General features: G+C 63.8%; 21 protein-coding genes. 17 read left to right on the top strand and 4 right to left on the bottom strand.

What is annotated here, in order from left to right:
* Nucleotides 1–14: 14 nt before the first annotated feature.
* The 14 genes from mutL (at nucleotide 15) to radA (ending at nucleotide 14,580) form a co-directional block, all read left to right on the top strand.
* Nucleotides 15–1,976: a DNA mismatch repair endonuclease MutL gene (gene mutL / locus RCI06_RS00105; protein WP_306573521.1), complete on the top strand. Its 1,962-nt coding sequence runs from the start codon at nucleotides 15–17 to the stop codon at nucleotides 1,974–1,976.
* 1 nt (nucleotide 1,977) lies between these two features.
* Nucleotides 1,978–2,931 carry a tRNA (adenosine(37)-N6)-dimethylallyltransferase MiaA gene (gene miaA / locus RCI06_RS00100; RefSeq protein WP_306573519.1) on the top strand — a complete coding sequence of 318 codons (954 nt, stop codon included), beginning with the start codon at nucleotides 1,978–1,980 and terminating at the stop codon, nucleotides 2,929–2,931.
* An 86-nt stretch (nucleotides 2,932–3,017) separates the two neighbouring features.
* Nucleotides 3,018–3,263, top strand: coding sequence for an RNA chaperone Hfq (hfq, locus tag RCI06_RS00095; protein ID WP_101550618.1), 246 nt, complete (start codon nucleotides 3,018–3,020; stop codon nucleotides 3,261–3,263).
* Nucleotides 3,264–3,284: 21 nt separating this feature from the next.
* Nucleotides 3,285–4,511, top strand: coding sequence for an HlyD family efflux transporter periplasmic adaptor subunit (locus RCI06_RS00090; protein WP_101550620.1), 1,227 nt, complete (start codon nucleotides 3,285–3,287; stop codon nucleotides 4,509–4,511).
* Nucleotides 4,492–5,220 carry a YggS family pyridoxal phosphate-dependent enzyme gene (locus tag RCI06_RS00085; protein ID WP_121585603.1) on the top strand — a complete coding sequence of 243 codons (729 nt, stop codon included), beginning with the start codon at nucleotides 4,492–4,494 and terminating at the stop codon, nucleotides 5,218–5,220. Before RCI06_RS00090 ends, RCI06_RS00085 begins: the two co-directional genes overlap by 20 nt.
* A gap of 21 nt (nucleotides 5,221–5,241) precedes the next feature.
* Nucleotides 5,242–5,691, top strand: coding sequence for a cell division protein SepF (locus RCI06_RS00080; protein ID WP_101550622.1), 450 nt, complete (start codon nucleotides 5,242–5,244; stop codon nucleotides 5,689–5,691).
* Entirely contained in the window at nucleotides 5,691–6,452 is a 762-nt protein-coding gene (locus RCI06_RS00075; protein WP_101550623.1) for an RNA-binding protein, read from the top strand. Before RCI06_RS00080 ends, RCI06_RS00075 begins: the two co-directional genes overlap by 1 nt.
* A 43-nt stretch (nucleotides 6,453–6,495) precedes the next feature.
* The gene (locus RCI06_RS00070; protein WP_121585605.1) at nucleotides 6,496–7,242 is read left to right on the top strand and encodes a DivIVA domain-containing protein; all 747 of its coding nucleotides are present in this window, start codon (nucleotides 6,496–6,498) and stop codon (nucleotides 7,240–7,242) included.
* Nucleotides 7,243–7,286: 44 nt separating this feature from the next.
* Nucleotides 7,287–10,085 (top strand): isoleucine--tRNA ligase, encoded by a 2,799-nt coding sequence (gene ileS, locus RCI06_RS00065; RefSeq protein ID WP_276871680.1) that lies wholly within the window; start codon nucleotides 7,287–7,289, stop codon nucleotides 10,083–10,085.
* Between the two features lie 71 nt (nucleotides 10,086–10,156).
* Nucleotides 10,157–10,660 (top strand): signal peptidase II, encoded by a 504-nt coding sequence (lspA, locus tag RCI06_RS00060; RefSeq protein WP_306573516.1) that lies wholly within the window; start codon nucleotides 10,157–10,159, stop codon nucleotides 10,658–10,660.
* Nucleotides 10,653–11,576 (top strand): RluA family pseudouridine synthase, encoded by a 924-nt coding sequence (locus tag RCI06_RS00055; protein ID WP_101550630.1) that lies wholly within the window; start codon nucleotides 10,653–10,655, stop codon nucleotides 11,574–11,576. Before lspA ends, RCI06_RS00055 begins: the two co-directional genes overlap by 8 nt.
* The gene (locus RCI06_RS00050) at nucleotides 11,573–12,376 is read left to right on the top strand and encodes an HAD-IIB family hydrolase (RefSeq protein ID WP_306573513.1); all 804 of its coding nucleotides are present in this window, start codon (nucleotides 11,573–11,575) and stop codon (nucleotides 12,374–12,376) included. The genes RCI06_RS00055 and RCI06_RS00050 overlap by 4 nt, the downstream gene beginning before the upstream one ends.
* A gap of 50 nt (nucleotides 12,377–12,426) precedes the next feature.
* Nucleotides 12,427–13,179 carry an N-acetylmuramoyl-L-alanine amidase gene (locus RCI06_RS00045; RefSeq protein ID WP_306573511.1) on the top strand — a complete coding sequence of 251 codons (753 nt, stop codon included), beginning with the start codon at nucleotides 12,427–12,429 and terminating at the stop codon, nucleotides 13,177–13,179.
* A 15-nt stretch (nucleotides 13,180–13,194) separates the two neighbouring features.
* Nucleotides 13,195–14,580, top strand: coding sequence for a DNA repair protein RadA (gene radA, locus RCI06_RS00040; protein ID WP_101550636.1), 1,386 nt, complete (start codon nucleotides 13,195–13,197; stop codon nucleotides 14,578–14,580).
* Here the strand turns inward: radA and RCI06_RS00035 are convergent.
* Entirely contained in the window at nucleotides 14,554–14,739 is a 186-nt protein-coding gene (locus RCI06_RS00035) for a hypothetical protein (RefSeq protein WP_101550639.1), read from the bottom strand. The genes radA and RCI06_RS00035 overlap by 27 nt on opposite strands.
* A 210-nt stretch (nucleotides 14,740–14,949) precedes the next feature.
* Between RCI06_RS00035 and RCI06_RS00030 the strand changes: the two genes are divergently transcribed.
* The 3 genes from RCI06_RS00030 to RCI06_RS00020 are packed head-to-tail and all read left to right on the top strand — an operon-like array spanning nucleotide 14,950 to nucleotide 18,022.
* Nucleotides 14,950–16,053: an efflux RND transporter periplasmic adaptor subunit gene (locus tag RCI06_RS00030; protein WP_306573507.1), complete on the top strand. Its 1,104-nt coding sequence runs from the start codon at nucleotides 14,950–14,952 to the stop codon at nucleotides 16,051–16,053.
* Entirely contained in the window at nucleotides 16,043–17,233 is a 1,191-nt protein-coding gene (locus tag RCI06_RS00025) for an ABC transporter permease (protein WP_306573506.1), read from the top strand. Before RCI06_RS00030 ends, RCI06_RS00025 begins: the two co-directional genes overlap by 11 nt.
* Before the next feature lie 21 nt (nucleotides 17,234–17,254).
* Nucleotides 17,255–18,022: a DUF6873 family GME fold protein gene (locus tag RCI06_RS00020; protein WP_306573505.1), complete on the top strand. Its 768-nt coding sequence runs from the start codon at nucleotides 17,255–17,257 to the stop codon at nucleotides 18,020–18,022.
* Nucleotides 18,023–18,211: 189 nt separating this feature from the next.
* Here RCI06_RS00020 and RCI06_RS00015 read toward each other — a convergent pair whose 3' ends face one another.
* From RCI06_RS00015 to RCI06_RS00005, 3 genes are all read right to left on the bottom strand, one after another.
* The gene (locus tag RCI06_RS00015; protein ID WP_306573503.1) at nucleotides 18,212–18,484 is read right to left on the bottom strand and encodes a hypothetical protein; all 273 of its coding nucleotides are present in this window, start codon (nucleotides 18,482–18,484) and stop codon (nucleotides 18,212–18,214) included.
* Entirely contained in the window at nucleotides 18,477–19,013 is a 537-nt protein-coding gene (locus RCI06_RS00010; protein ID WP_306573501.1) for a tyrosine-type recombinase/integrase, read from the bottom strand. The genes RCI06_RS00015 and RCI06_RS00010 overlap by 8 nt, the downstream gene beginning before the upstream one ends.
* Nucleotides 19,014–19,085: 72 nt before the next feature.
* A complete protein-coding gene (locus RCI06_RS00005) occupies nucleotides 19,086–19,844 on the bottom strand; it encodes a hypothetical protein (RefSeq protein ID WP_306573499.1) in 759 nt (252 codons plus the stop codon).
* Between the last annotated feature and the right edge of the window lie 209 nt (nucleotides 19,845–20,053).

Raw genomic sequence — 20,053 nt, 5'->3', positions numbered from 1 at the left:
AGGGGGGACGCGGAGTGGCAAAGATCAACGTGCTGGACAAACAGGTCGCCGAGCTGATCGCGGCGGGCGAGGTGGTGGAGCGCCCCGCGTCAATCGTCAAGGAGCTGGTGGAAAACGCCGTCGACGCGGGGGCGACCAAGGTCACCGTCGAGATCCAGGGGGGCGGCATCCGGTATATCCGCGTGACCGACAACGGCACGGGCATCGCGCGGGAGGACGTGGAGAACGCCTTTTTGCGCCACGCGACGAGCAAGGTGAAAAACGAGGAGGACCTCACCCGCATCATGACGATGGGGTTCCGCGGCGAGGCGCTCGCCTCGATCGCGGCGATGTGCCGGGTCGAGCTGCTCACCCGCACGGCGGAGGAGATCGCCGGGACGCGCTATACGATCTCCGGCGGCGAACCGGGGGAGCTCTCCGACGCGGGCTGCCCGACCGGCACGACGATCACCGTCCGGGACGTCTTCTTCAACACCCCCGCGCGGATGAAGTTCCTAAAAAAGGACGTCTCGGAGGGCAACAGCGTCGCCGCCGCCGTCGAAAAGGCGGCGCTCGGCAATCCCGGAGTGGCCGTCAAGTTCCTGCGCGACGGCGTCGTGCGCCTGCAGACGCCGGGGGACGGGCAGGTGCTCTCGGCGGTGCGGTGCGTGCTCGGCCGGGAGTTTTCCGAAAACGCGGTTCCCGTCCGCTATGAGGCGAACGGCCTCACGCTCGACGGGGTAATCAGCAGGCCCTCCTTCGCGCGCGGCTCGCGCGGGCTTCAGAATTTCTTCATCAACACCCGCTTCGTGCGCTCGAAAACCTGCATGGCCGCGCTCGAGGAGAGCTACCGCAACACGCTGATGGTGGGGCGATACCCCTCCTGCGTGCTGAACCTCACGGTCCCGCCCCAAACGGTCGACGTGAACGTGCACCCCGCGAAGATCGAGGTGCGCTTCGCAAACGAAAAGAGCATCTTTGACCTTGTCTATTACGGCTGCAAGACGGCGCTCGGCGCGAACAGGCTCGCGCCCGAGATCAGGGCGGAGGATGTAAAGTATAATCCCTTTAAGGCGAATCCGGATCAGGCCGCGCCGGCACAGCAGCGGCTGAGCGTCGGCGAATATAAGGAGCTGCTTGAAAAGCGGCTCAAGGCGGAGCGGGCCCCCTCCGTGCTCGAATACACCTACCGCCCCGCGCCCGCCGCGCCGGTGCGCGCGGGCGCGGACGTGCCGCCGCCCTCCGACTATGACGCGCCGCTGTCGCTGGAGAGCCCGCCGCCCGCCGTGGGAACGGCGCCGCCGGCGCTCACCTTTCACGCCGAGCCGGTGACCCTCTTTTTTGACAAGGAGCCGGCGCCGGAGACGGCGGAAGCCGCCTCTTTGGGCATCCCGGAGGAAGGACCCGCCGCGCCGCCCGATCCCTATGAGAACGCGCGGGTGATCGGGGAACTGTTCGGCACCTATGTGCTGCTCGAGCGCGGGGACGAGCTGGTGCTCGTGGACAAGCACGCCGCGCACGAACGCCTGCTTTTCAACCGGATCGTGGCGGGCGGAGTCGGGGAGGACCGGCAGATGCTGCTTACCCCCGTCTCGGTGAAGCTCTCCCCGGAGGAGCACGCGGCGGTGCTGGAAAACGCTTCGCTGCTGGCGGGCGCGGGCATCCCCGTCGAGGACTTCGGGGACGGGTTCGTGCTGGTGCGGGAGGTCGCGCCGATCCTCGCGGACGCGGACATCGCGGGGATCGTCTCCGAATGCGCGGACAAGCTGCTGCGCGGGGGCGGGAAGCTGCTGCCGCGCCAGCTCGAGGACTTCTACCACACGGTCGCCTGCCGCGCGGCGATCAAGGCGCACGACAGGACACCCGTGCCGAGCCTCGCGGAGCTCATCGAAATGCTCCGGCAGGACGGCGACGCGGACCACTGCCCGCACGGGCGGCCGGTGTCCGTCCGTATGCGGCGGCACGAGATCGAAAAGAAATTTGGCAGGCTGGGCTGATATGGAAAGACAGGATGGAAAACTCCCGCTCGTCGTGGTGGCGGGCCCGACCGCGTCGGGCAAGACGGCCCTGGCCGTCGAGCTGGCGCTCCGGTTCGGCGGGGAAGTCGTCTCCGCCGATTCAATGCAGGTCTACCGCGGGATGGACATCGCGACCGCCAAACCGGACGAAGCCGAAATGAAGGGGGTTCCGCACCATTTAATCGACTTCATCGAGCCGGACGGCGCGGCCTTCTCGGTGGCGGATTACGCGCGGCTCGCGCACGCGGCGATCGACGGGATCGCCGCGCGGGGGAGGCTGCCGATCCTCGCCGGGGGGACGGGGCTCTACATCGGCGCGGTCGTCGACAACCTCGACTATGGGGAGATTCCCGCCTCGCCGGAGGTGCGGGAGGAACTGAAAACGCAGGCGCGGGAACGCGGCGGCGAAGCGATGCTCGAAGAGCTGCGCGGGGTGGACCCCGCGCTCGCGGAAAGGCTGCACCCCAATAACCTCGGACGGGTGCTGCGCGCGCTGGAGGTCTACCGGGTGACGGGGATCCCGATGAGCGAGCACCAGCGCCGTTCCCGGCTCACGCCCGCGCGCTATGAGCCCTGCATGCTCGGCATCTGCTTTCGCGACCGCGAAAAGCTCTACGAGCGGATCGACCGGCGCGTAGACCTCATGATGGAACGCGGCCTGCTCGACGAGGCGCGGGAGGTCAGCCGCCGCTACGGCGGGACGGCCCGCCAGGCGATCGGCTACAAGGAGCTGCAGCCCTATCTGGAGGGGCGGGCGCCGCTTGAGGAGTGTGTGGCGCGGCTCAAGCAGGCCACCCGCAACTATGCCAAGCGGCAGCTCACCTGGTTTCGGCGGGACGGACGCATCCGGTGGCTCTGCGCGGACGAGTTTTCCTCCCCCGCGGAGCTGGCACAAAAGGCGGTCGAACTGGTTCACAACAGCATTCTTTTGTGATATAATATTCTGAAAGCAAAGACACGATACAGAAAGAGAAAACGGACACAACACTGATTTTGTTGCTCTGCAACAGGGGAGGTACCATGAAACAGCTGAATCTACAGGATGTTTTCCTCAACCAGGCCCGCCGCGAGAAGATCACCGTGACGATCTATCTGACCAACGGCTTCCAGTTCAAGGGGGTCGTGCGCGGCTTCGACTCCTTCACTGTCATCCTCGACTGCGAGGGGCGTCAGAACCTGGTCTACAAGCACGCGATTTCCACGATCATTCCCTCCAAGACGATCAGCATCCTGGAGTCGGTCGAGGGCGACAAAGAGAACGAATAGAAATCAGGCGGAACACCGGATATGAAAAATACGTTGACCCAAAGGCTCGTGATGGGGCTGCTCGCGCTTTTCCTGCTCAGCTACGTCGGCTATCAGGCGTGGCGGTATTTCACCTCCCAGTACAAAACCGAGACGGTGTATACCTACACGGTCGCGGAAACCGCCGGGATCACGGGCATCGCCCTGCGCGAGGAACAGCTGCTTGACGACTGGATCGGCAAGGGCGTGGCGACCTACCTGACGAGCGACGGCACCAAAGTCTCCAACGGCACCGCGATCGCCGAGGTCTACCGGAGCGAGAAGGACGCGGAAAATGTGCGGATGGTGCGGGAACTCTCCCACCAGCGGGAACAGCTCGAAAAGGCGCAGGACCCCGGCACCACCTCCTACGCGCACACCGACGTGCTCAACCGGCAGATTTTCAGCGAACTGGGCGGCATCATCCGCCAGGTGGACGGCAACAGCTTTTCCCAGATTTCCGGCGGGGCGGACAACCTGCTCCTGTTGCTCAACACCAAGCAGGTCGCGACCGGAAAGCAGAGCAGCTTTGCCGGCGAGATCGAGCGGCTCGAATCGGAGGAGCGGTACTACTCCTCCCAGATCAAGGAGGAGCCCGAGACGATCACGGCCCCGCGCCCCGGGTATTTCATCCGGACGATCGACGGCCTCGAGGGCAAGGCGGACCTTGAAAACCTCGACGAGCTGCTCCCGGACGATCTGGCCCGGCTGATGAACACGCCGGTCAAGACCAATTCCACAAGGGTGGGCAAGCTGATGCTCGGCCACAACTGGTACTTTGCCGCCGCCGTCCCGGAGGAGGATGTCTCCAAATACCGGGAGGGCGCGCTTGTCACCCTCGATTTCCACCTCAGCGGGACAAGCCCGGTGGAGGCGGTGGTGTGGAACGTCAACAAGGACCAGGAGAAGGGCGGCGCGGTCGTCGTCTTCCGCAGCGACTATATCAACGAGGCGCTCGTCAACCTGCGCACCGCGCAGGCAGACGTCAAATTCAAATCCATCTCCGGGCTGCGGGTGAGCAGCTCGGCCATCCGGTTCGAGGGCATCCAGAAGGGCGTTTACATCATCCGGGGCGAAAAGCTCGCCTTCCGCCCGGTGGACGTGCTCTACGAGGGGGCGGGGTTCGTGGTCTGCCGGGAAGCCAATCCCGAGGCCGAGCCCGACTGCCTCCAGCAATATGACGATGTGGTCATCGAGGGGGCGCAGCTTTATGACGGAAAACCGGCCTGACGAAGGGGCCGTCGCCGCGACGGTGAGGGATATTACCGAGCGTATAGCCGAGACCTGCGCGAAATGCGGCAGGGACCCGGCGGACGTGCGGCTGATGGCGGTGACCAAGACGGTCGAGGCCGCGCGGGTCAACGAGGCGATCGGCGCGGGGGTGCGGCTGCTCGGGGAAAACCGCGCGCAGGAGCTGCTCTCCAAATATGACGACTACCGGAAGGACGGGGTGGAGATCCACTTCATCGGGCATTTGCAGACCAACAAGGTGCGGCAGATCGCGGATAAGGTGACGATGATCCAGTCGCTGGACAGCCTCCCGCTCGCGCGGGAGATCGAAAAACAGTGCGCAAAGCTCGGGAAAAAGATGGACTGCCTCGTGGAAGTAAATATTGGAAGCGAACTGACAAAATCCGGCGTGTCGCCCGAAGCGCTTCCGGAATTTCTGGAAGAGGTTTCCTCGGTTGGCGGGATTTGTGTGCGGGGACTGATGTCGATCCCGCCGGTCTGCGAAAACGATCTCGAAAGAGAACGTTATTTTTCCAGTTTGTATAAACTATTTGTTGACATCGGGCAGAAAAAAATAGATAATATCAGTATGGATTTTTTGTCTATGGGGATGTCGGACGACTACCTGTTGGCAATCAAGCACGGCTCCAGCCTTGTTCGGATTGGAACCGCGCTGTTTGGGCGCAGGGCCTATGCCGGCCATCAATGAGAAACTGAGAGGGATGTTTTTATGGGACTTATGGATAAGTTCAAGAACTTCATCGGGATTCCGGAGGACGAGTACTACGAGGACGAGGACGTGGATTTCATCTCCAACGACAATCCCCGCCCCGATCCCGTCCGCGAGGAGCCCGCGGTGCACGGAGAGAAGCGCGGCAACAAGGTTGTCAACATCCACGCGACCACCCAGCTTCAGGTGGTGCTCGTAAAGCCCGAGCGGTTTGACGACGCCTCCGCCGTGGCGGACCACCTCAACGACAAGCGCACCGTCGTGCTCAACCTCGAGTCGACCAATAAGGACGTCTCCCGCAGGCTGATCGATTTCCTCTCGGGCGTGGCCTACGCCAACAACGGCCAGATCAAGCGCGTCGCCAACAGCACCTACATCATCACTCCCTACAATGTCGACATCATGGGCGACCTGCTCGACGAGCTCGAGAGCAACGGCGTCTTCTTCTGATGGCTTTCGCGGCGGACAGGCAGGACCAGGCGTTCACCGCCCACATCCTTGACCTGTTTACCATAGCGCAGCAAAAATACGTGACGCGCTTCACCGGCTTCCTGGACATGCACCAGCTCGCGCTGGCGCGGCGGGCGGCCGCGTCCTGCGCGTATCCGAATCACTCGTTTTTCGGCGGGCATCCCGGCGGGGAACGGGTGATGCTCGGCGTTTTCGCCCCCTACGAGGAGCCGGACGAGGCGGCGTTCCCGATCGTCCCGCTCACGCTCACCTTCCGGGCGGAGGACCCCATCGGCCACCGGGATATTTTGGGCTCCCTCACGGGGCTGGAGATCCGCCGGGAGGCGGTGGGGGACATCCTCATGGGGGAGGGGCTCGCCGTCTGCTTCGTGACCGATGCGGTCGCGCCCGTCGTCCTGAATGAGCTTGCCAAGGTCGGACGCTGCGGCGTCAGGGTTCGGGAGGGGCTTCCCGATGCGCTGCCAGCGCTGTACCGCTATGCCGACGTCCCCATCAATGTGAGCGCCCTGCGGCTCGACTGCGTGGCCGCGGCGCTGCTCCACCTCTCCCGCGAAAAGGCCGCGCAGGCGGTGCGCTCGGGGGCGGTGTCCCTCAACGGCGCGCCCGAACAGGAGGTCTCCCGCATGCTCTGCGAGGGGGACGTGCTGAGCGTCCGCGGCTATGGGAAATATCTGGTCGCGCAGGTGCTTTCGGAGACGAAAAAGGGGCGGCTGCACCTGCTCTGCAAAAAATATGTATGATCCGGTACGATTCCGATGAATGATATAAGGGGGATGTTCCACTGTGCTCAATCCAAACGAGATCGCGAACAAGCAGTTTTCCAAGGGGCGGGGCTACCGCGCGGAGGAAGTCGACAGCTATTTGCGGCAGATTGCCAGCGACATCGGTGAACTGATAGAGGAAAAGCGGGACCTGGAAAAGAAGATGATGGTCCTCGCGGACAAGCTCGAGGAGTACAAGGAGGACGAGGAGAGCCTGCGCGCGGCGCTGCTCGGCGCCCAGAAGCTGGGCGACAGCGTGGTGCGGGAGGCCAAGGCCAAGGCGCAGTCGCTCCTTGAGGACGCCGAGGCGCAGGCCGTGCAGCTCGTGGAGAACGCCAAGAAGGAGATCGAGCGGCAGCAGCAGGGCTTCGTCCGGCTGCAGCGGGAGGTCGCGACCTTCAAGAGCAAGCTGCAGCTCGTCTATAAGCAGCATCTGGAGCTCATCAGTTCCATCCCCGTGGACGAGAACATCGTGGAAGCGGCGATGAAGAAGAGCGCCCCGCAGCCGGAACCCCAGCCCCAGCCGGAGCAGCCCGCCTTTGAGGAGCCTGTCGACGAGCTGCCGCCCCCTGTCGAGCCGGTGGACGAGTATTCGATCCCGCTGCCGGTGGACGCCCCGTTGAGCTATTCGGAGGAGCGCCTTGAATACAGCGAGGACGCCTACGAATCCGACCCGGCGCCCGCGCCCAAGCGGGAATCGCGGTTCGGCCCGCTCAAATTCGGCAAGGAATTCGACATCAAGCGCGACGACGACAAGCGCAGGAAATAATTTCCGTCAAGATGAAATAGACAAAACAAGGAGAGAACAGCCCAATGTCCGAACAGGATTACAGCAAAACATTAAACCTTCCCAAGACCGACTTCTCGATGAGGGCCGGGCTGCCGCAGAAGGAGCCCGGCATGGTCGAAAAATGGGATCGTGAGCGCCTTTACGACAAGATGATCGAAAAGAACGAGGGCAAGCCGCTCTATATGTTCCACGACGGCCCGCCGTATGCGAACGCGAACATCCACCTCGGGACCGCGCTCAACAAGGTGCTCAAGGACATCATCATTCGCCAGAAAAACCTGTCCGGATACAAGGCCCCCTACACCCCCGGCTGGGACACCCACGGCCTGCCCATCGAGCTCAAGGCGATTAAGGAGCTGGGCGTTTCGAGCGACATCACCCCGGTCGAACTTCGGAAGGTGTGCCGCGATTTCGCGTTGCGTTTCGTCGAGAACCAGAAGCAGGAATTCAAGCGCCTGGGCACCCTCGCGGACTACGACAACCCCTACCTGACGCTGAAGCCCGAATACGAGGCGCGCCAGATCGAGATCTTCGGCGCGATGGCCAACAAGGGCTATATCTATAAGGGCCTCAAGCCGGTCTACTGGTGCCCTCAATGCGAAACGGCGCTCGCCGAGGCGGAGATCGAATACGAGGAGGACCCCTGCCGTTCGATCTATGTGAAATTCAATGTCGTCGACGACAAGAAGGGCGTGCTCGCGCGCCTCGGCGCGGAGGATCTCTCCAAGACCTATATCGTCATCTGGACCACGACCACCTGGACGCTGCCCGGCAACATGGCCATCTGCGTCGGCCCGGCGTTTGAGTACTGCGTCGTGAAGGCGGGCGGGGAATATTACGTCATGGCCAAGGAGCTGGTCGAGTCGTCGATGAAGGCGGCCAAGATCGAGGATTACGAGATTCTCGGCGTCTGCCTGGGCGAGGAACTCGAGTATATCACCTACCAGCATCCCTTCCTCGACCGGCAGTCGCCGGTCATCCTTGGCGACCACGTCACGCTCGAGAGCGGCACAGGCTGCGTCCACACGGCGCCCGGCCACGGCGTCGAGGACTTCGACGTCTGCGCGCAGCACTATCCCGAGATCGAAGTCGTCGTGCCGGTCGATAAGTTCGGCAAGCTGACCGAGCTCGCGGGCGAGTTCGCGGGCCTTTCGACCGACGCCGCCAACAAGGCGATCGCCCAAAAGCTGGAATCCACCGGCAACCTCTTCGCGATGGAGAAGATCATCCACCAGTACCCGCACTGCTGGCGCTGCAAGGAGCCGATCATCTACCGCGCCACCGAGCAGTGGTTCTGCTCGGTCGACGACATCAAGGAGCAGACGGTGGAGGAGATCGAAAAGGTCAACTTCATCCCCGAGTGGGGCCGCGGCCGCATGATCAACATGGTCCGCGACCGCAGCGACTGGTGCATCTCGCGCCAGCGCACCTGGGGTGTTCCGATCCCGATCTTCTACTGCAAAAAATGCGGCAAATACCATGTCGACGAGGCGAGCATCGCCGCCGTCGCGGAGCTTTTTCGCACGCACGGGGGTTCGGACGCCTGGTACACCACCGACGCGAAGGACATCCTGCCCAAGGGCACCAAGTGCAAATACTGCGGCAGCGAGGAGTTCACCAAGGAGACCGACATCATGGACGTCTGGTTCGATTCCGGCACGTCCTATGCCTCGGTCATCCACGACAATCCCAGCCTGGAATGGCCGGTCGACCTCTACCTCGAGGGCACCGACCAGTACCGCGGCTGGTTCCAGTCGTCGCTGCTGACCTCGGTCGCGTGGCAGGGCGTCGCGCCCTACAAGACCGTCTGCACCCACGGCTGGGTGGTCGACGGCGAGGGCCGCAAGATGTCCAAGTCGCTCGGCAACGGCATGGAGCCCAGCGAGATCACCGACCAGTACGGCGCGGATATCCTGCGCCTGTGGGTCGCCTCCGCCGATTACCACGCGGACATCCGCATTTCCAAGGACATCTTAAAGCAGCTTTCCGAGGTCTACCGCAAAATCCGCAACACCGCGCGGTTCATCCTCGGCAACATCTCCGACTTTGATCCCAACCGGGACCTCGTTGCGAAGGAGAAGCTGTCCGGGCTCGACCTGTGGGCGCTCTCCCGCTTCAACGACCTCGTGAAGCAGTGCGCCGGGGCCTACGACCGGTTTGAATTCCACATCATCTACCACGCGCTCCACAACTTCTGCACGATCGATATGTCGAACTTCTACCTCGACGTGATCAAGGACCGCCTCTATGTCGAGGCGGCCGAATCGGCCGACCGCCGCGCCGCGCAGACGACGATCTACACGATCCTGCGCGGGCTCACGCTGCTCATCGCGCCGATCATCCCCTTCACCGCGGAGGAGATCTGGAGCTATCTGCCCGCCGACTCCGGCTATGACGCCGGCTCGGTCATGTTCAACGAGATGCCCAGGGCGGTCGACGGCATGGTCGACGAGGCGTTCATGGAGAAGTGGGACCGCATCCACCTGGTGCGCGACGACGTGCTCGGCGCGCTCGAGGCGGCCCGCGCCGCCAAGACGATCGGCAAGTCGCTCGAGGCGAAAGTGTCCCTCCACTGCGACGGGGAGCTCTATGATTTCCTCGCCTCGGTCATGGACGAACTCGCGCCTGTCTTCATCGTCTCCGCCGTTTCGCTCGAACGGGGCGGGGAAGGCTCGTTCAAGGGCGCGGTCGAAGGGCTTTCCGTCACCGTCGCCCATGCGGACGGGGCGCACTGCCCGCGCTGCTGGGCTTACAGCGGCACGGTCGGTTCCGACGCGAAGCATCCCGAGCTCTGCGCGCGCTGCGCCGGGATCGTTGGTTAAACACGGTTAGAAATCAGTTTGCGGCGCTTAAATTCCTTTAAGCGCCGCAAATTTCTGTTGGAGGACATTTTATGACAGCAATTGTTTTGATCGTGTCCGCGCTGCTCGTGCTCGCCGACCAGCTCATCAAGCTGTGGGTGCTGGCCGCCCTGCCCGGCGCGCCGTCGGTGACGCTCATCCCCGGCCTTCTCCAACTGACCTATGTGGAGAACCGCGGAGCCGCGTTCGGCATCTTCCAGGGGCGGGTGGGGCTCCTCTCCATCGTCACCCTCGCGGTCATCGCGGTGGCCGTATGGCTGCTCATCAGCGGAAAAATCCGCCACAAGCTCGCCATGTGGAGCGTGGGGCTCATTGTCGCGGGCGGGCTCGGCAACCTGATCGACCGGATCTTCCGGGCGTTTGTCGTCGACTATCTCGACGTGTCGCCGCTCTTCCACTTCCCGGTCTTCAACTTTGCCGACTGCTGCGTGGTCGTCGGGACGATCCTGCTGGCGGTCTGGCTGCTCTTCCTCGAGGGCAGGGACAGAAAGGTCCCGCCCGCTCCGGAAGCCCCGGAGGGCGGGAGCGTTGAATAAGCGCTATTTCGCCGCCGACGAGGCGGACGCGGGGGAGCGGGTCGACCGCTGGATTGCCGGGGCGGCGGAGGATCTCTCCCGCTCGGTCGTGCAGAGGCTGTGTGACGACGGCGCCGTCTTCGCGGACGGGAAGGCGGTCGCGAAAAACTACCGGCTGCGGGGCGGCGAGGAGCTCGCCGTCGAGGTGCCGGACGCAAAGCCGCTCGACGTCGTCCCGCAGGACATCCCCATCGACATCGTCTACGAGGATGACGACCTGCTGGTCGTCGACAAGCCCAAGGGGATGGTCGTGCATCCCGCGCCGGGCAACTGGGACGGCACGCTCGTCAACGCGCTGCTCTTCCACTGCGCCGGGCGGCTCTCGTCGATTAACGGCGTCATCCGTCCGGGGATCGTCCACCGGATCGACAAGGATACGAGCGGACTTCTGATCGTCGCCAAGAACGATTTCGCCCACAATCTGCTCGCGGAGCAGATCAAGGCGCACAGCTTTACACGCATCTACAACGCCGTCGTCTACGGCGGCTTTTCCACCGGGGAGGGAACGGTCGACGCGCCGATCGGGCGGAATCCCTCCGACCGCAAGAAGATGTGCGTGACCGAGCGGAACTCCCGCCCCGCCGTGACCCACTACCGGGTGCGGGAGCGGTTTACCGGGTTTACCGATCTGGAGCTGCGGCTCGAGACGGGGCGCACCCATCAGATCCGCGTGCACATGGCGCACATCGGCCATCCCGTTGCGGGGGACCCCGTCTACGGGCCGAAAAAGGTGATCGCGCGGCTCAGCGGGCAGTGCCTGCACGCCCGCGCGATCGGTTTTATCCATCCGCGCACAGGGGAATATCTCGAGTTCACAAGCGGGCTTCCCGCTTATTACACCGCGTTTCTCGACAGCCTGAGGGGGGACCATCCTTGACAAAGCTTTCCGATCTGCTGCTCGTCAGCGACATCGACGGGACGCTGATGAACTTTCCCGCGCCCATCCCGCCGCGCAACATCGAGGCGCTGCGGCGGTTTACCGCCGCCGGCGGGAGGTTTTCCGTCGCCACCGGGCGCTCGATTGCCTCGGCGCGCCCCTATGTGGAGCAGCTTCCGGTGAACGCGCCCTGCATCCTCTACAACGGCTGCGCGATCTATGATTTCGCCGCCGAAAAGGTACTCCGCGCGCATGAACTGCCCGACAGTTATGCCGGTTACCTGTCCGCGCTGATGCGGGAATTTCCCGGTGCGGGCTTCGCGCTGATGCGGGAGCGGGAGATCGTCGCGCTCTCCGGGACCGGTTATGTCCGCGAATATCTCGGCCGGGAAAACATGCCGATCCTCGAAGAGGCGCTTACAAAGGCGCGCGGCCCCTTCCTCAAGGCGGTCATGGCGATGCCTTGCGAATGGACCGCGCGGGTCGAGGAATTCGGCAATGCGCAGGGCTGGAAGGACGTGCGGTTCTTCCGGACGGGCCGTCCGTTTGTCGAAATGCTGCCCGCCGAAGCTGAAAAGGGGACGGCCTTGATAGAGCTGATGGACCAGCTTGGGATCCCTCCCGCGCGCACGGTCGCGATGGGGGACTACTACAACGACGCCGGGATGCTCGCGGCGGCAGGTTTTGCCGCCACCACGGCCGAGGCGCCCGACGCGGTGCGCTACCTCTGCCGGGGCATCTTCGGGCGCTGTGAGGACGGCGCGCTCGCCGACCTCATCGAAGCGCTCGAACGCCGCTGACCGGCATAATGCCCCGTCCCCTCCGCATAGATTGGAGCGGGGGGATGCGCATGAAATGGAAAAAATCGACTGCCGCGGCGGTCCTGCTCTTCGGGCTGGCGGCGGTTTCCCTAATGGTACATTCGGTGTCGGAGATCATGGCGGTCACGCCCGTCTTTGCCGGGGAGGAACAGGAGCTGCCCACCATCGTGATCGACGCGGGGCACGGCGGCTTCGACGGGGGCGCGACGGGCGTGGACGGGATCGTCGAGAAGGATCTGAACCTTTCGATTGCCCGCAAGCTCTACGACCTCTTCACCGTGAACGGGTTCGACGCGGTGCTCACACGGGACAGCGACGAGACGCTCGAGGACCCGTCGCTCACGACCATCCGCAAGCGGAAGAATTCGGACATCCACAACCGCCTCGAGCTTGCGAAAAGCTACGACAACTGCATCCTGCTGAGCATCCACCAGAACAAGTTCCCGCAGTCTCAGTATTTCGGCGCGCAGGTCTTCTACGGGCCGAAAAATCCGCAGAGCGAGGCGCTCGCGAAGATCACCCAGCGGCGGATGGTGGAGATGCTTCAGCCGGAGAACACCCGACAGTATAAGCCCTGCGAGGACAGCGTCTATCTCATCTATAATGCCCCGATGCCCGCGCTGCTGATCGAGTGCGGGTTCCTCTCCAATCCGGACGACGCCTACAAGCTGATCGACGCGGACTATCAGAAAAAGATCGCCTTTGCGATCTTCTCCTCGACGGCGGAATATCTGGGGCTGCAAACCCCGGCGGAGGCGGCGGTCTACCGGGAACTCGAATAAAAAGGAATGTGAAGGATGGCTGTAACCAAAAATAAGAGCGTCTACGTCTGCCAGAGCTGCGGCTACGAGTCGGCCAAGTGGTACGGGCGCTGCCCCGACTGCGGCGAGTGGAACTCGATGACCGAGGAGGTGCGCCAGCAGGTCTCGTCAGCGAAGTCCCGTTCGGCCGGTGGGAGCGCGCCCGCGGTGCGGGAGAGCACGGTGAAAAAGCTCTCGGAGATTTCGTCGGACGACAGCCAGCGGTACGTCACCGGCGTCGGGGAGCTCGACCGGGTGCTCGGCGGCGGGATCGTCGCGGGCTCGGTGACGCTGCTCTCGGGCGACCCGGGCATCGGCAAGTCGACGCTGCTGCTGCAAATCTGCGAGTACCTCTGCGAGGGACTCAAAATCCTCTATGTATCGGGGGAGGAGAGCGCGCGCCAGCTCAAGCTGCGCGCCAACCGGCTGGGCGTTGCGAGCGACAACCTCTATATCTGCGCCACGACCGACATCGAAAGCGTGCTCGAGACGGTGCGGCGGCTGTCGCCCGACATGGTGATGATCGACTCGATCCAGACGATGAACCTTGCCGCGCTCACCTCGTCGGCGGGCAGCGTGACGCAGATCCGCGAGTGCACCCAGGTGCTCATCGGCATTGCCAAGAGCATGGAGGTGCCCGTCTTCATCGTCGGGCACGTCAACAAGGACGGCGCGATCGCAGGGCCGAAGGTGCTCGAGCACATGGTGGACGCGGTCCTCTACTTCGAGGGGGAGCGCCAGCAGAATTTCCGTATCCTGCGCGCGGTCAAAAACCGCTACGGCTCGACCAACGAGATCGGCGTCTTCGAGATGGCGCAGGACGGCCTGCGGGAGGTCCCGAACCCCTCCCAGATGATGCTTTCCGGCCGCCCGAAGGGGGTGTCCGGGACCTGCGTGGCCTGCGTGATGGAGGGGACGCGCCCCATCCTCGCGGAGGTGCAGGCGCTCGTCTCCAAGACGGGATTCGGCAATCCGCGGCGGCAGGCGGCGGGGTTCGATTACAACCGCGCCGCGCTGCTCATCGCGGTGCTGGAAAAACGCTGCGGGTATTTCTTCGGAAATCTCGACGCGTACATCAATGTGGTCGGCGGACTCAGGCTGGACGAGCCCGCCGCGGACCTCCCGGTTGCGATGGCGCTCATCTCCAACCTGCTCGACAAGAGCGTGCCAGACGATCTGGCAGCCTTCGGCGAGGTGGGACTCGCGGGGGAGGTGCGCGCGGTGGGGAGCATCCAGCAGCGGGTCAGCGAGAGCTACCGGCTCGGGTTCACCACCTGCGTGGTGCCCAAGCACTGCGTGAAGCAGATCGACCTGCGCGGGATGCCCGGGCTCAACCTGATCGGGGTGCAGAATCTTTCACAGGCCATCGCGGTCATCCGTTAGTTCGGCATAGGGGTCGGTGCGGGTAAAGTAGCCGCATCCGTTTCCGTCGCAGCTGGTGATGTAGCTGATGTCGTCGAGCGAGCAGTAGCCCTGCTGCTGGTAGTAACAGTCCTTGTCGCAGGGGATGAGCCGCACCTTTCGTTCCTTGGGACTTGCCATGAAACTCACACTCCAAACACAGATTCTTCATTTGCGCGCCGCGCCGTTTCCGCAGCGGTGCGGCAGCCATTAGTATCACCATTTCCGCGCCGATTAAGCACGGCAAATCCTCCGGGCGCGGAGAATAAAACCCCCGTCGCGGACGAACACTAACTTCGTAATTTTTGATGAAGTTGGATCGGATGTTCGTCCGTGATGGGGGTTTCGCCATTGATTTTTAAACGTATCGCCGCGCTGCTGCTGGCCGCCGGCTCGTTCGGCGCGGCCGCGGCCGCGCCGCTTGTTGTCCTGCGCGCCGTGCCGACGGTGGCGTGCATCACACCGCGGGAGACGCTCTATGAGAAGCGCATCAACGCCACCGGCACCATCGAAGCGCAGAACGTGCGGGAGGTCTACCTCGACACGCCGGTCATCGCGCAGGCGGTGAACGTTTCGGTGGGCGACTATGTGCGGCAGGACCAGGTGCTTGCCGTCATCGACGCGGACACCACCAAGAGCGTGCTGGAACAGAGCATCCCCGCCTCGAGCCTCGTCTCGGGTATGGCGGCGGGTGCGATTTCGCAGGAGACGGCGGATCTGGCGGGTCTTTATTCGGCGCTGCAATCCTCCGCCTTCGGCACGGGGCTGGACCTCGGCAGCCTCCAGGAGGTCTATGAGGCGGCGGGAGGCGTCCCGGTCAAGCAGAACCCCTACCTCTACGTCCCCGAGACGATCACCGCGCCGATGGACGGCGTCGTGACCGAGGTGGGCATCAAGAGCGGGGTGCTCTCCCGGACCGCGAAGCCGGTCGTCACCATCTCCGACACCGGCAGCTTCGCTGCGATGGTCACGGTGGGGGAGTCGTACATTTCGGACGTGAAGGTCGGGGACCCGGCCGTCATTACGGGCACCGGCTTTCCCGGGCGGGAATATACGGGGCACGTGCGGAAGATCGCCCCGGTGGCCCGCAAGCTGACGGGCGGTACCGCGCAGGAGACGGTGGTCGACGTGGAGATCGCGATCGACGATCCGGATAACGACCTCAAGGCTGGCTTTACCGCGCGCGCGGAGATCGTCACGGACACCCGGCGCACGATGCTGACGGTGCCGTATGAGGCGGTGCGGCAGGACGAAAACAACGTGGAATACGTCTACCTGGCGGAGGGCTCCCGCGCCGTGCGGCGGGATATCCAGACGGGGGTCGAGCTGCTCGAGGGAGTCGAGGTGACCGAAGGGCTCGGCCCCGCGGACGTGCTGCTTGCCGACGCGTCAGCGGCGGGGAAGGAAGGCGCCCTTGTAAACCTGCAGAGGGGGGAGCGTCAGGATGTTCTTTGACAGCTTCGTGTGTAGCATCCGCAATCTCGGGCGCAAGCGGTTCCGCAGCTTCCTGACGATCGCAAGCATCGCAATCGGCGTGGCTTCGGTCGTGTTGATCGGCTCGATCGGGGAGATCGGCAAGGGCGCGATCACCGACGAGCTCAATTCGCTGGGGCTCGGCAGCGTCACGGTGAGCGCCGACAAAAAGTTTACCAGCCTCAAAATGGGGGAGGAGGACCTCGCGCTGCTCCGCAAAAGCCCGCAGGTGGAGAGCGCCACGCCGATCGTCGTGAGCTACAGCAGTATCCGGATGCGCGGGCTGGTGGCCAACGCGGTGCTGTGGGGGGTGGGCGACGGGAAAAACCAGGTGATTTCCCTCACGCCGAAATACGGGCGGATGCTGGACGCAGCGGACATCGCCGGGGCGGCGGACGTCTGCGTGATCGACAGCAACGTGGCCGAGCTCTTCTACAAGCGGGACAACGTCGTCGGGAAATCCCTTGACGCGATGATCGGCGGCAGCTATGTGCGCCTTGAGATCGTCGGGATCGCCTCGTCGGGCGGCAACATCCTGCAAAACATGGTGGGGGACGTGATCCCCTCCTTCGCGTACCTGCCCTATACGACCGTCCAGCGGTACACGGGGGAGGACTCCTTCGGACAGATCGCCGTCACCCTGCGGGACTCGGCGGACATCGATGCGGCGGCCGAGCAGCTCAGCGCGTCGGTCAACCGGTTCCACAACATCGAGCGCGGCTTTAAGGCGGAGAACATCTCCAAGCAGAAGGATACCCTTGACAACCTCCTCGGCGTGGTGACCATCGTGCTCTCGGCGATTGCGGCGGTGTCGCTCGTGGTGGCGGGCCTGGGCATCATGACGGTGATGATCGTGTCGGTCAACGAGCGCACCCGCGAGATCGGCATTAAAAAATCGATCGGCGCGACCCGCCGGACCATCTTGCTCGAATTCCTGATCGAGGCCTTTACGATTTCGCTGATCGGGAGTATCATGGGAGTGGCGGCGGGCCTTGCGCTCGTCTGGGCCGGCTGCGCCCTCATCGGGGTGGCCATGTCGGTGAACCCGGCGCTCATCGCTGTGAGCGTCGCGCTTACGGTCGGCATCGGCATGGTGTTCGGCGTCTACCCAGCGACAGTCGCCGCGCGTCTGCGCCCGGTGGACGCCCTGCGCACCGAATAAGACCTGTGGGACGGTGGAACCATGCGGTTTGTCCAGAATAGCAATCTTCCGGAGGAACCGGTGCGTCTCTGCGCGGTGGGGGAGCGGTATGGAATGCTGATCGCCGCGCTCGAAGCGCGCGGGATCGCCTGCCTGAGGGTACCGGAATATCCCGGCCTTCCCGCGCCGGTCGCCTGCCACGCGGATTTACAGCTCTGCCACCTCGGCGGGGCGCGTATTGCCGTGGCGGCAGGGCGGGGCAGGGAAGGCCTTTTGGAGGCCCTGCGGAAACGGGGCTTTTCCGTTGAAGCCGCAGGGCCGCTCACTCCGGACTATCCGGGGGACGTGCCGCTCAACTGCGCGGTTGTCGGGAAGGTCTGCATCGGCGGTAAAGATAAGATTGATAAAATAATCACAAATTACTGCGGGGAAGCGGGGATCACGTTGGTTCCGGTGAACCAGGGCTATGCCAAATGCTCCGTCTGCGCCGTGGACGAACGCTCGATCATCACCCAGGACCCGTCAATTGTGCAAGCGGCAAAGCGGCACGGCCTGAACGTGCTGAAGATCCAAACCGGGCGGATTCTGCTGCCGGGTTATGACACCGGCTTTATCGGAGGCTGTTCCGGTCTGCTCGGGAGGAAGCTGCTGGCGTTCACCGGCTCGCTCGGCGCGCATCCGGACGGAGAACGGATCAAGGAATTTTTACATAGCCGTGGTGTTGAGCCGCTGGAGCTGACCGACGGCCCGCTTTACGATGTGGGGTCCATTTTGCCGCTGTTGGAGGAAGATGCGCGGAGGAGACCTTGACTTTCCGATGGGGATGTGGTATTCTTTTGATGGAAGTTATTTCGCTAAATAAAAATTTAGCGCAGTCCGGGGCACCCAAAGGCTCCGCCCGCGCTGCGGGCTCCGCCTTTGCGGCGCTCGCGTGGACTATGTAGCGCGACCTCCTTTCCAAAGGGTTGCGCGCCTGCGGGCGCGCGCCGGTAGAGGCGGCTAATCGCCGCCCTGCAAGGCCGCTGACGCGGCCTCATGGCCGATAAGCGGCGTGCCGTTGCGGCGCAGAGCATCCAGCGCGGCCTTGTTGTCCTCGTAGACCTCGCGGCTGATCTGGCCCTCCTTGAAGAGCTGGAAGTTGCGCCGCGCGGCGGAGCTGATGCCATCGCGAAACTCCACATCGGCCAGCCGGTGCGCGAGCTCCACGAGCTCGGCGCGCATGTCAAGCTCGGCGTAGTATTCAAGCATCATGAGGTCCTCCAGGTCAACCATGATCTTGCGTCCCATTGTCCTCCCTCTTTCCTGTCCGCCTGCGGGTGATCTCGTCGGCCATGGCATAGAGCATGGTAACGGCCTCGCTGTTGTGGTTCAAAAGGTGCTGCACACGTTTGAGATCGCCATCCCGATGGTACTGCTCGACCGCCCAGCCCTTGCGCAGCGAGTGAGGCGCGAGGTTGCAGCGGACGCGGAAGAGGCGGGCGGCGCGTTTGAGGTCCTTGTAAACCGCCTGCCGGGTCCTGTGGCGCTTGCCCGAGTAGCGGTGCGGAAAAACGTAGATGTCCCCCGCCGCGCGCAGCGCGCGGCGCTGGAGCTCGACGGGCAGATAGACGCGGCGGACCTTGCCTGTCTTCTGCTCGCGGATGGAAAAGCGTCCGTCTACGGCCTGATCGCGCGTGAGCGCGAGCACGTCGGAGATGCGAAGCCCGGTCGCGAGCGAAATCTCGCAGGCGAGGCGATTTGGCGGCGTAAGCGCCGCGAGTACATGCAAAAGCTCGGCCTTGAAAAGCCAGTCGGTGCGCATGGCGATACCCCCATTATACAGTCCTGATTTTGTAGACTCAACCCCATCACACGAATTGTGTAGGGACTTTTTTCACACGTCGCACTCGTAGCGACCGGTGCGCGGGATGTGTTCAAGCTCGATCGGGCTGTCGAGCCAGAGCACCCAGACATAATCGTTTTCAAAGGTGGGCTTGAGCCCGGCGGGCGGGTGAAAATCGCCCCGATCAATGAGCTCGGAGCCCAAAAGGCCGCGCGAGGCGTAGAAGAGATGCGCGCCGACGTCGGCGCGGCGAGCGGCAAGGTCCTTGGAAACGTACTTGGTGATGTAGCGCGCGACGGCCTCGGGGACGCGGACGCGGGAAAGCGAGATGAAGCCGAAGCGGTCGCGATAGGGCGGATAATCGAGGTAGCCGTTGGCGTTGAACTCAAATGCCGATTCCCGCAAACCGGCGACAAGTCCGTGCATGTGCCACGCGCCGTCGCGGTGCATCTCGGGGATGAGCAGGTAGCGGAAGTCGCAGCCATGCAGACGGCGCTGATTGCGAATCCATTGGGAGAGGTCGCGGCGAAAGGCGGGGAGATCGCGGCGGTCGTAGCGCGCGGGGTCGAGGGTGAGGGTGACGAAGAACTCCCACGGATTGCAGATGGCAAGCTCGAAGATGCGGGCGCGCGCGCGGGAAATGGACTGATCGAGCTTGTCCTCGGAACGGACCTTGGGCCCGTCGGAAGCGGTGGGCAAATCCGGATAGTCGGCAACGAATTTCCGCAGGGTGAGCTTGAAGCGGTCGCCATAACGGCAAAGGCTGGCGGGCTCGAAACCGGAGAAGCGCGGCGGGTTGGAAAGGCTCATGTACCGCTTAACGTTACATAGTCAAGTATGAGCGTCGGGCCCGGACGCTGCATCCGGACCCTTCGCCGCAGGGACGCGCCGAGCGGGTGCCCACGGACTGTCCGGGGGCCTGCGGGCCCCCTCGCTAAATTGGCTCTTTTCGCGCAGTCGGCGGGCCGTCTGGCGTGGCCCGCGCCGGTCGCCCCCCTCCCCTTGCCGCGCCCCCCCGA

It is taken from the genome of Anaerotruncus massiliensis (ex Togo et al. 2026), from assembly GCF_030825285.1.
GTDB classification, from domain to species: domain Bacteria; phylum Bacillota; class Clostridia; order Oscillospirales; family Ruminococcaceae; genus Anaerotruncus; species Anaerotruncus massiliensis.
This window is presented reverse-complemented; position numbering and strand designations above follow the sequence as displayed.

Bases quoted from the DNA above. Each gene is read 5' to 3' on its own strand.
- miaA (WP_306573519.1), top strand. From the start codon at position 1,978: ATGGAAAGACAGGATGGAAAACTCCCGCTCGTCGTGGTGGCGGGCCCG.
- hfq (WP_101550618.1), top strand. From the start codon at position 3,018: ATGAAACAGCTGAATCTACAGGATGTTTTCCTCAACCAGGCCCGCCGC.
- RCI06_RS00090 (WP_101550620.1), top strand. From the start codon at position 3,285: ATGAAAAATACGTTGACCCAAAGGCTCGTGATGGGGCTGCTCGCGCTT.
- RCI06_RS00085 (WP_121585603.1), top strand. From the start codon at position 4,492: ATGACGGAAAACCGGCCTGACGAAGGGGCCGTCGCCGCGACGGTGAGG.
- RCI06_RS00080 (WP_101550622.1), top strand. From the start codon at position 5,242: ATGGGACTTATGGATAAGTTCAAGAACTTCATCGGGATTCCGGAGGAC.
- RCI06_RS00075 (WP_101550623.1), top strand. From the start codon at position 5,691: ATGGCTTTCGCGGCGGACAGGCAGGACCAGGCGTTCACCGCCCACATC.
- ileS (WP_276871680.1), top strand. From the start codon at position 7,287: ATGTCCGAACAGGATTACAGCAAAACATTAAACCTTCCCAAGACCGAC.
- lspA (WP_306573516.1), top strand. From the start codon at position 10,157: ATGACAGCAATTGTTTTGATCGTGTCCGCGCTGCTCGTGCTCGCCGAC.
- RCI06_RS00045 (WP_306573511.1), top strand. From the start codon at position 12,427: ATGAAATGGAAAAAATCGACTGCCGCGGCGGTCCTGCTCTTCGGGCTG.
- radA (WP_101550636.1), top strand. From the start codon at position 13,195: ATGGCTGTAACCAAAAATAAGAGCGTCTACGTCTGCCAGAGCTGCGGC.
- RCI06_RS00035 (WP_101550639.1), bottom strand. From the start codon at position 14,739: ATGGCAAGTCCCAAGGAACGAAAGGTGCGGCTCATCCCCTGCGACAAG.
- RCI06_RS00025 (WP_306573506.1), top strand. From the start codon at position 16,043: ATGTTCTTTGACAGCTTCGTGTGTAGCATCCGCAATCTCGGGCGCAAG.
- RCI06_RS00020 (WP_306573505.1), top strand. From the start codon at position 17,255: ATGCGGTTTGTCCAGAATAGCAATCTTCCGGAGGAACCGGTGCGTCTC.
- RCI06_RS00015 (WP_306573503.1), bottom strand. From the start codon at position 18,484: ATGGTTGACCTGGAGGACCTCATGATGCTTGAATACTACGCCGAGCTT.
- RCI06_RS00010 (WP_306573501.1), bottom strand. From the start codon at position 19,013: ATGCGCACCGACTGGCTTTTCAAGGCCGAGCTTTTGCATGTACTCGCG.
- RCI06_RS00005 (WP_306573499.1), bottom strand. From the start codon at position 19,844: ATGAGCCTTTCCAACCCGCCGCGCTTCTCCGGTTTCGAGCCCGCCAGC.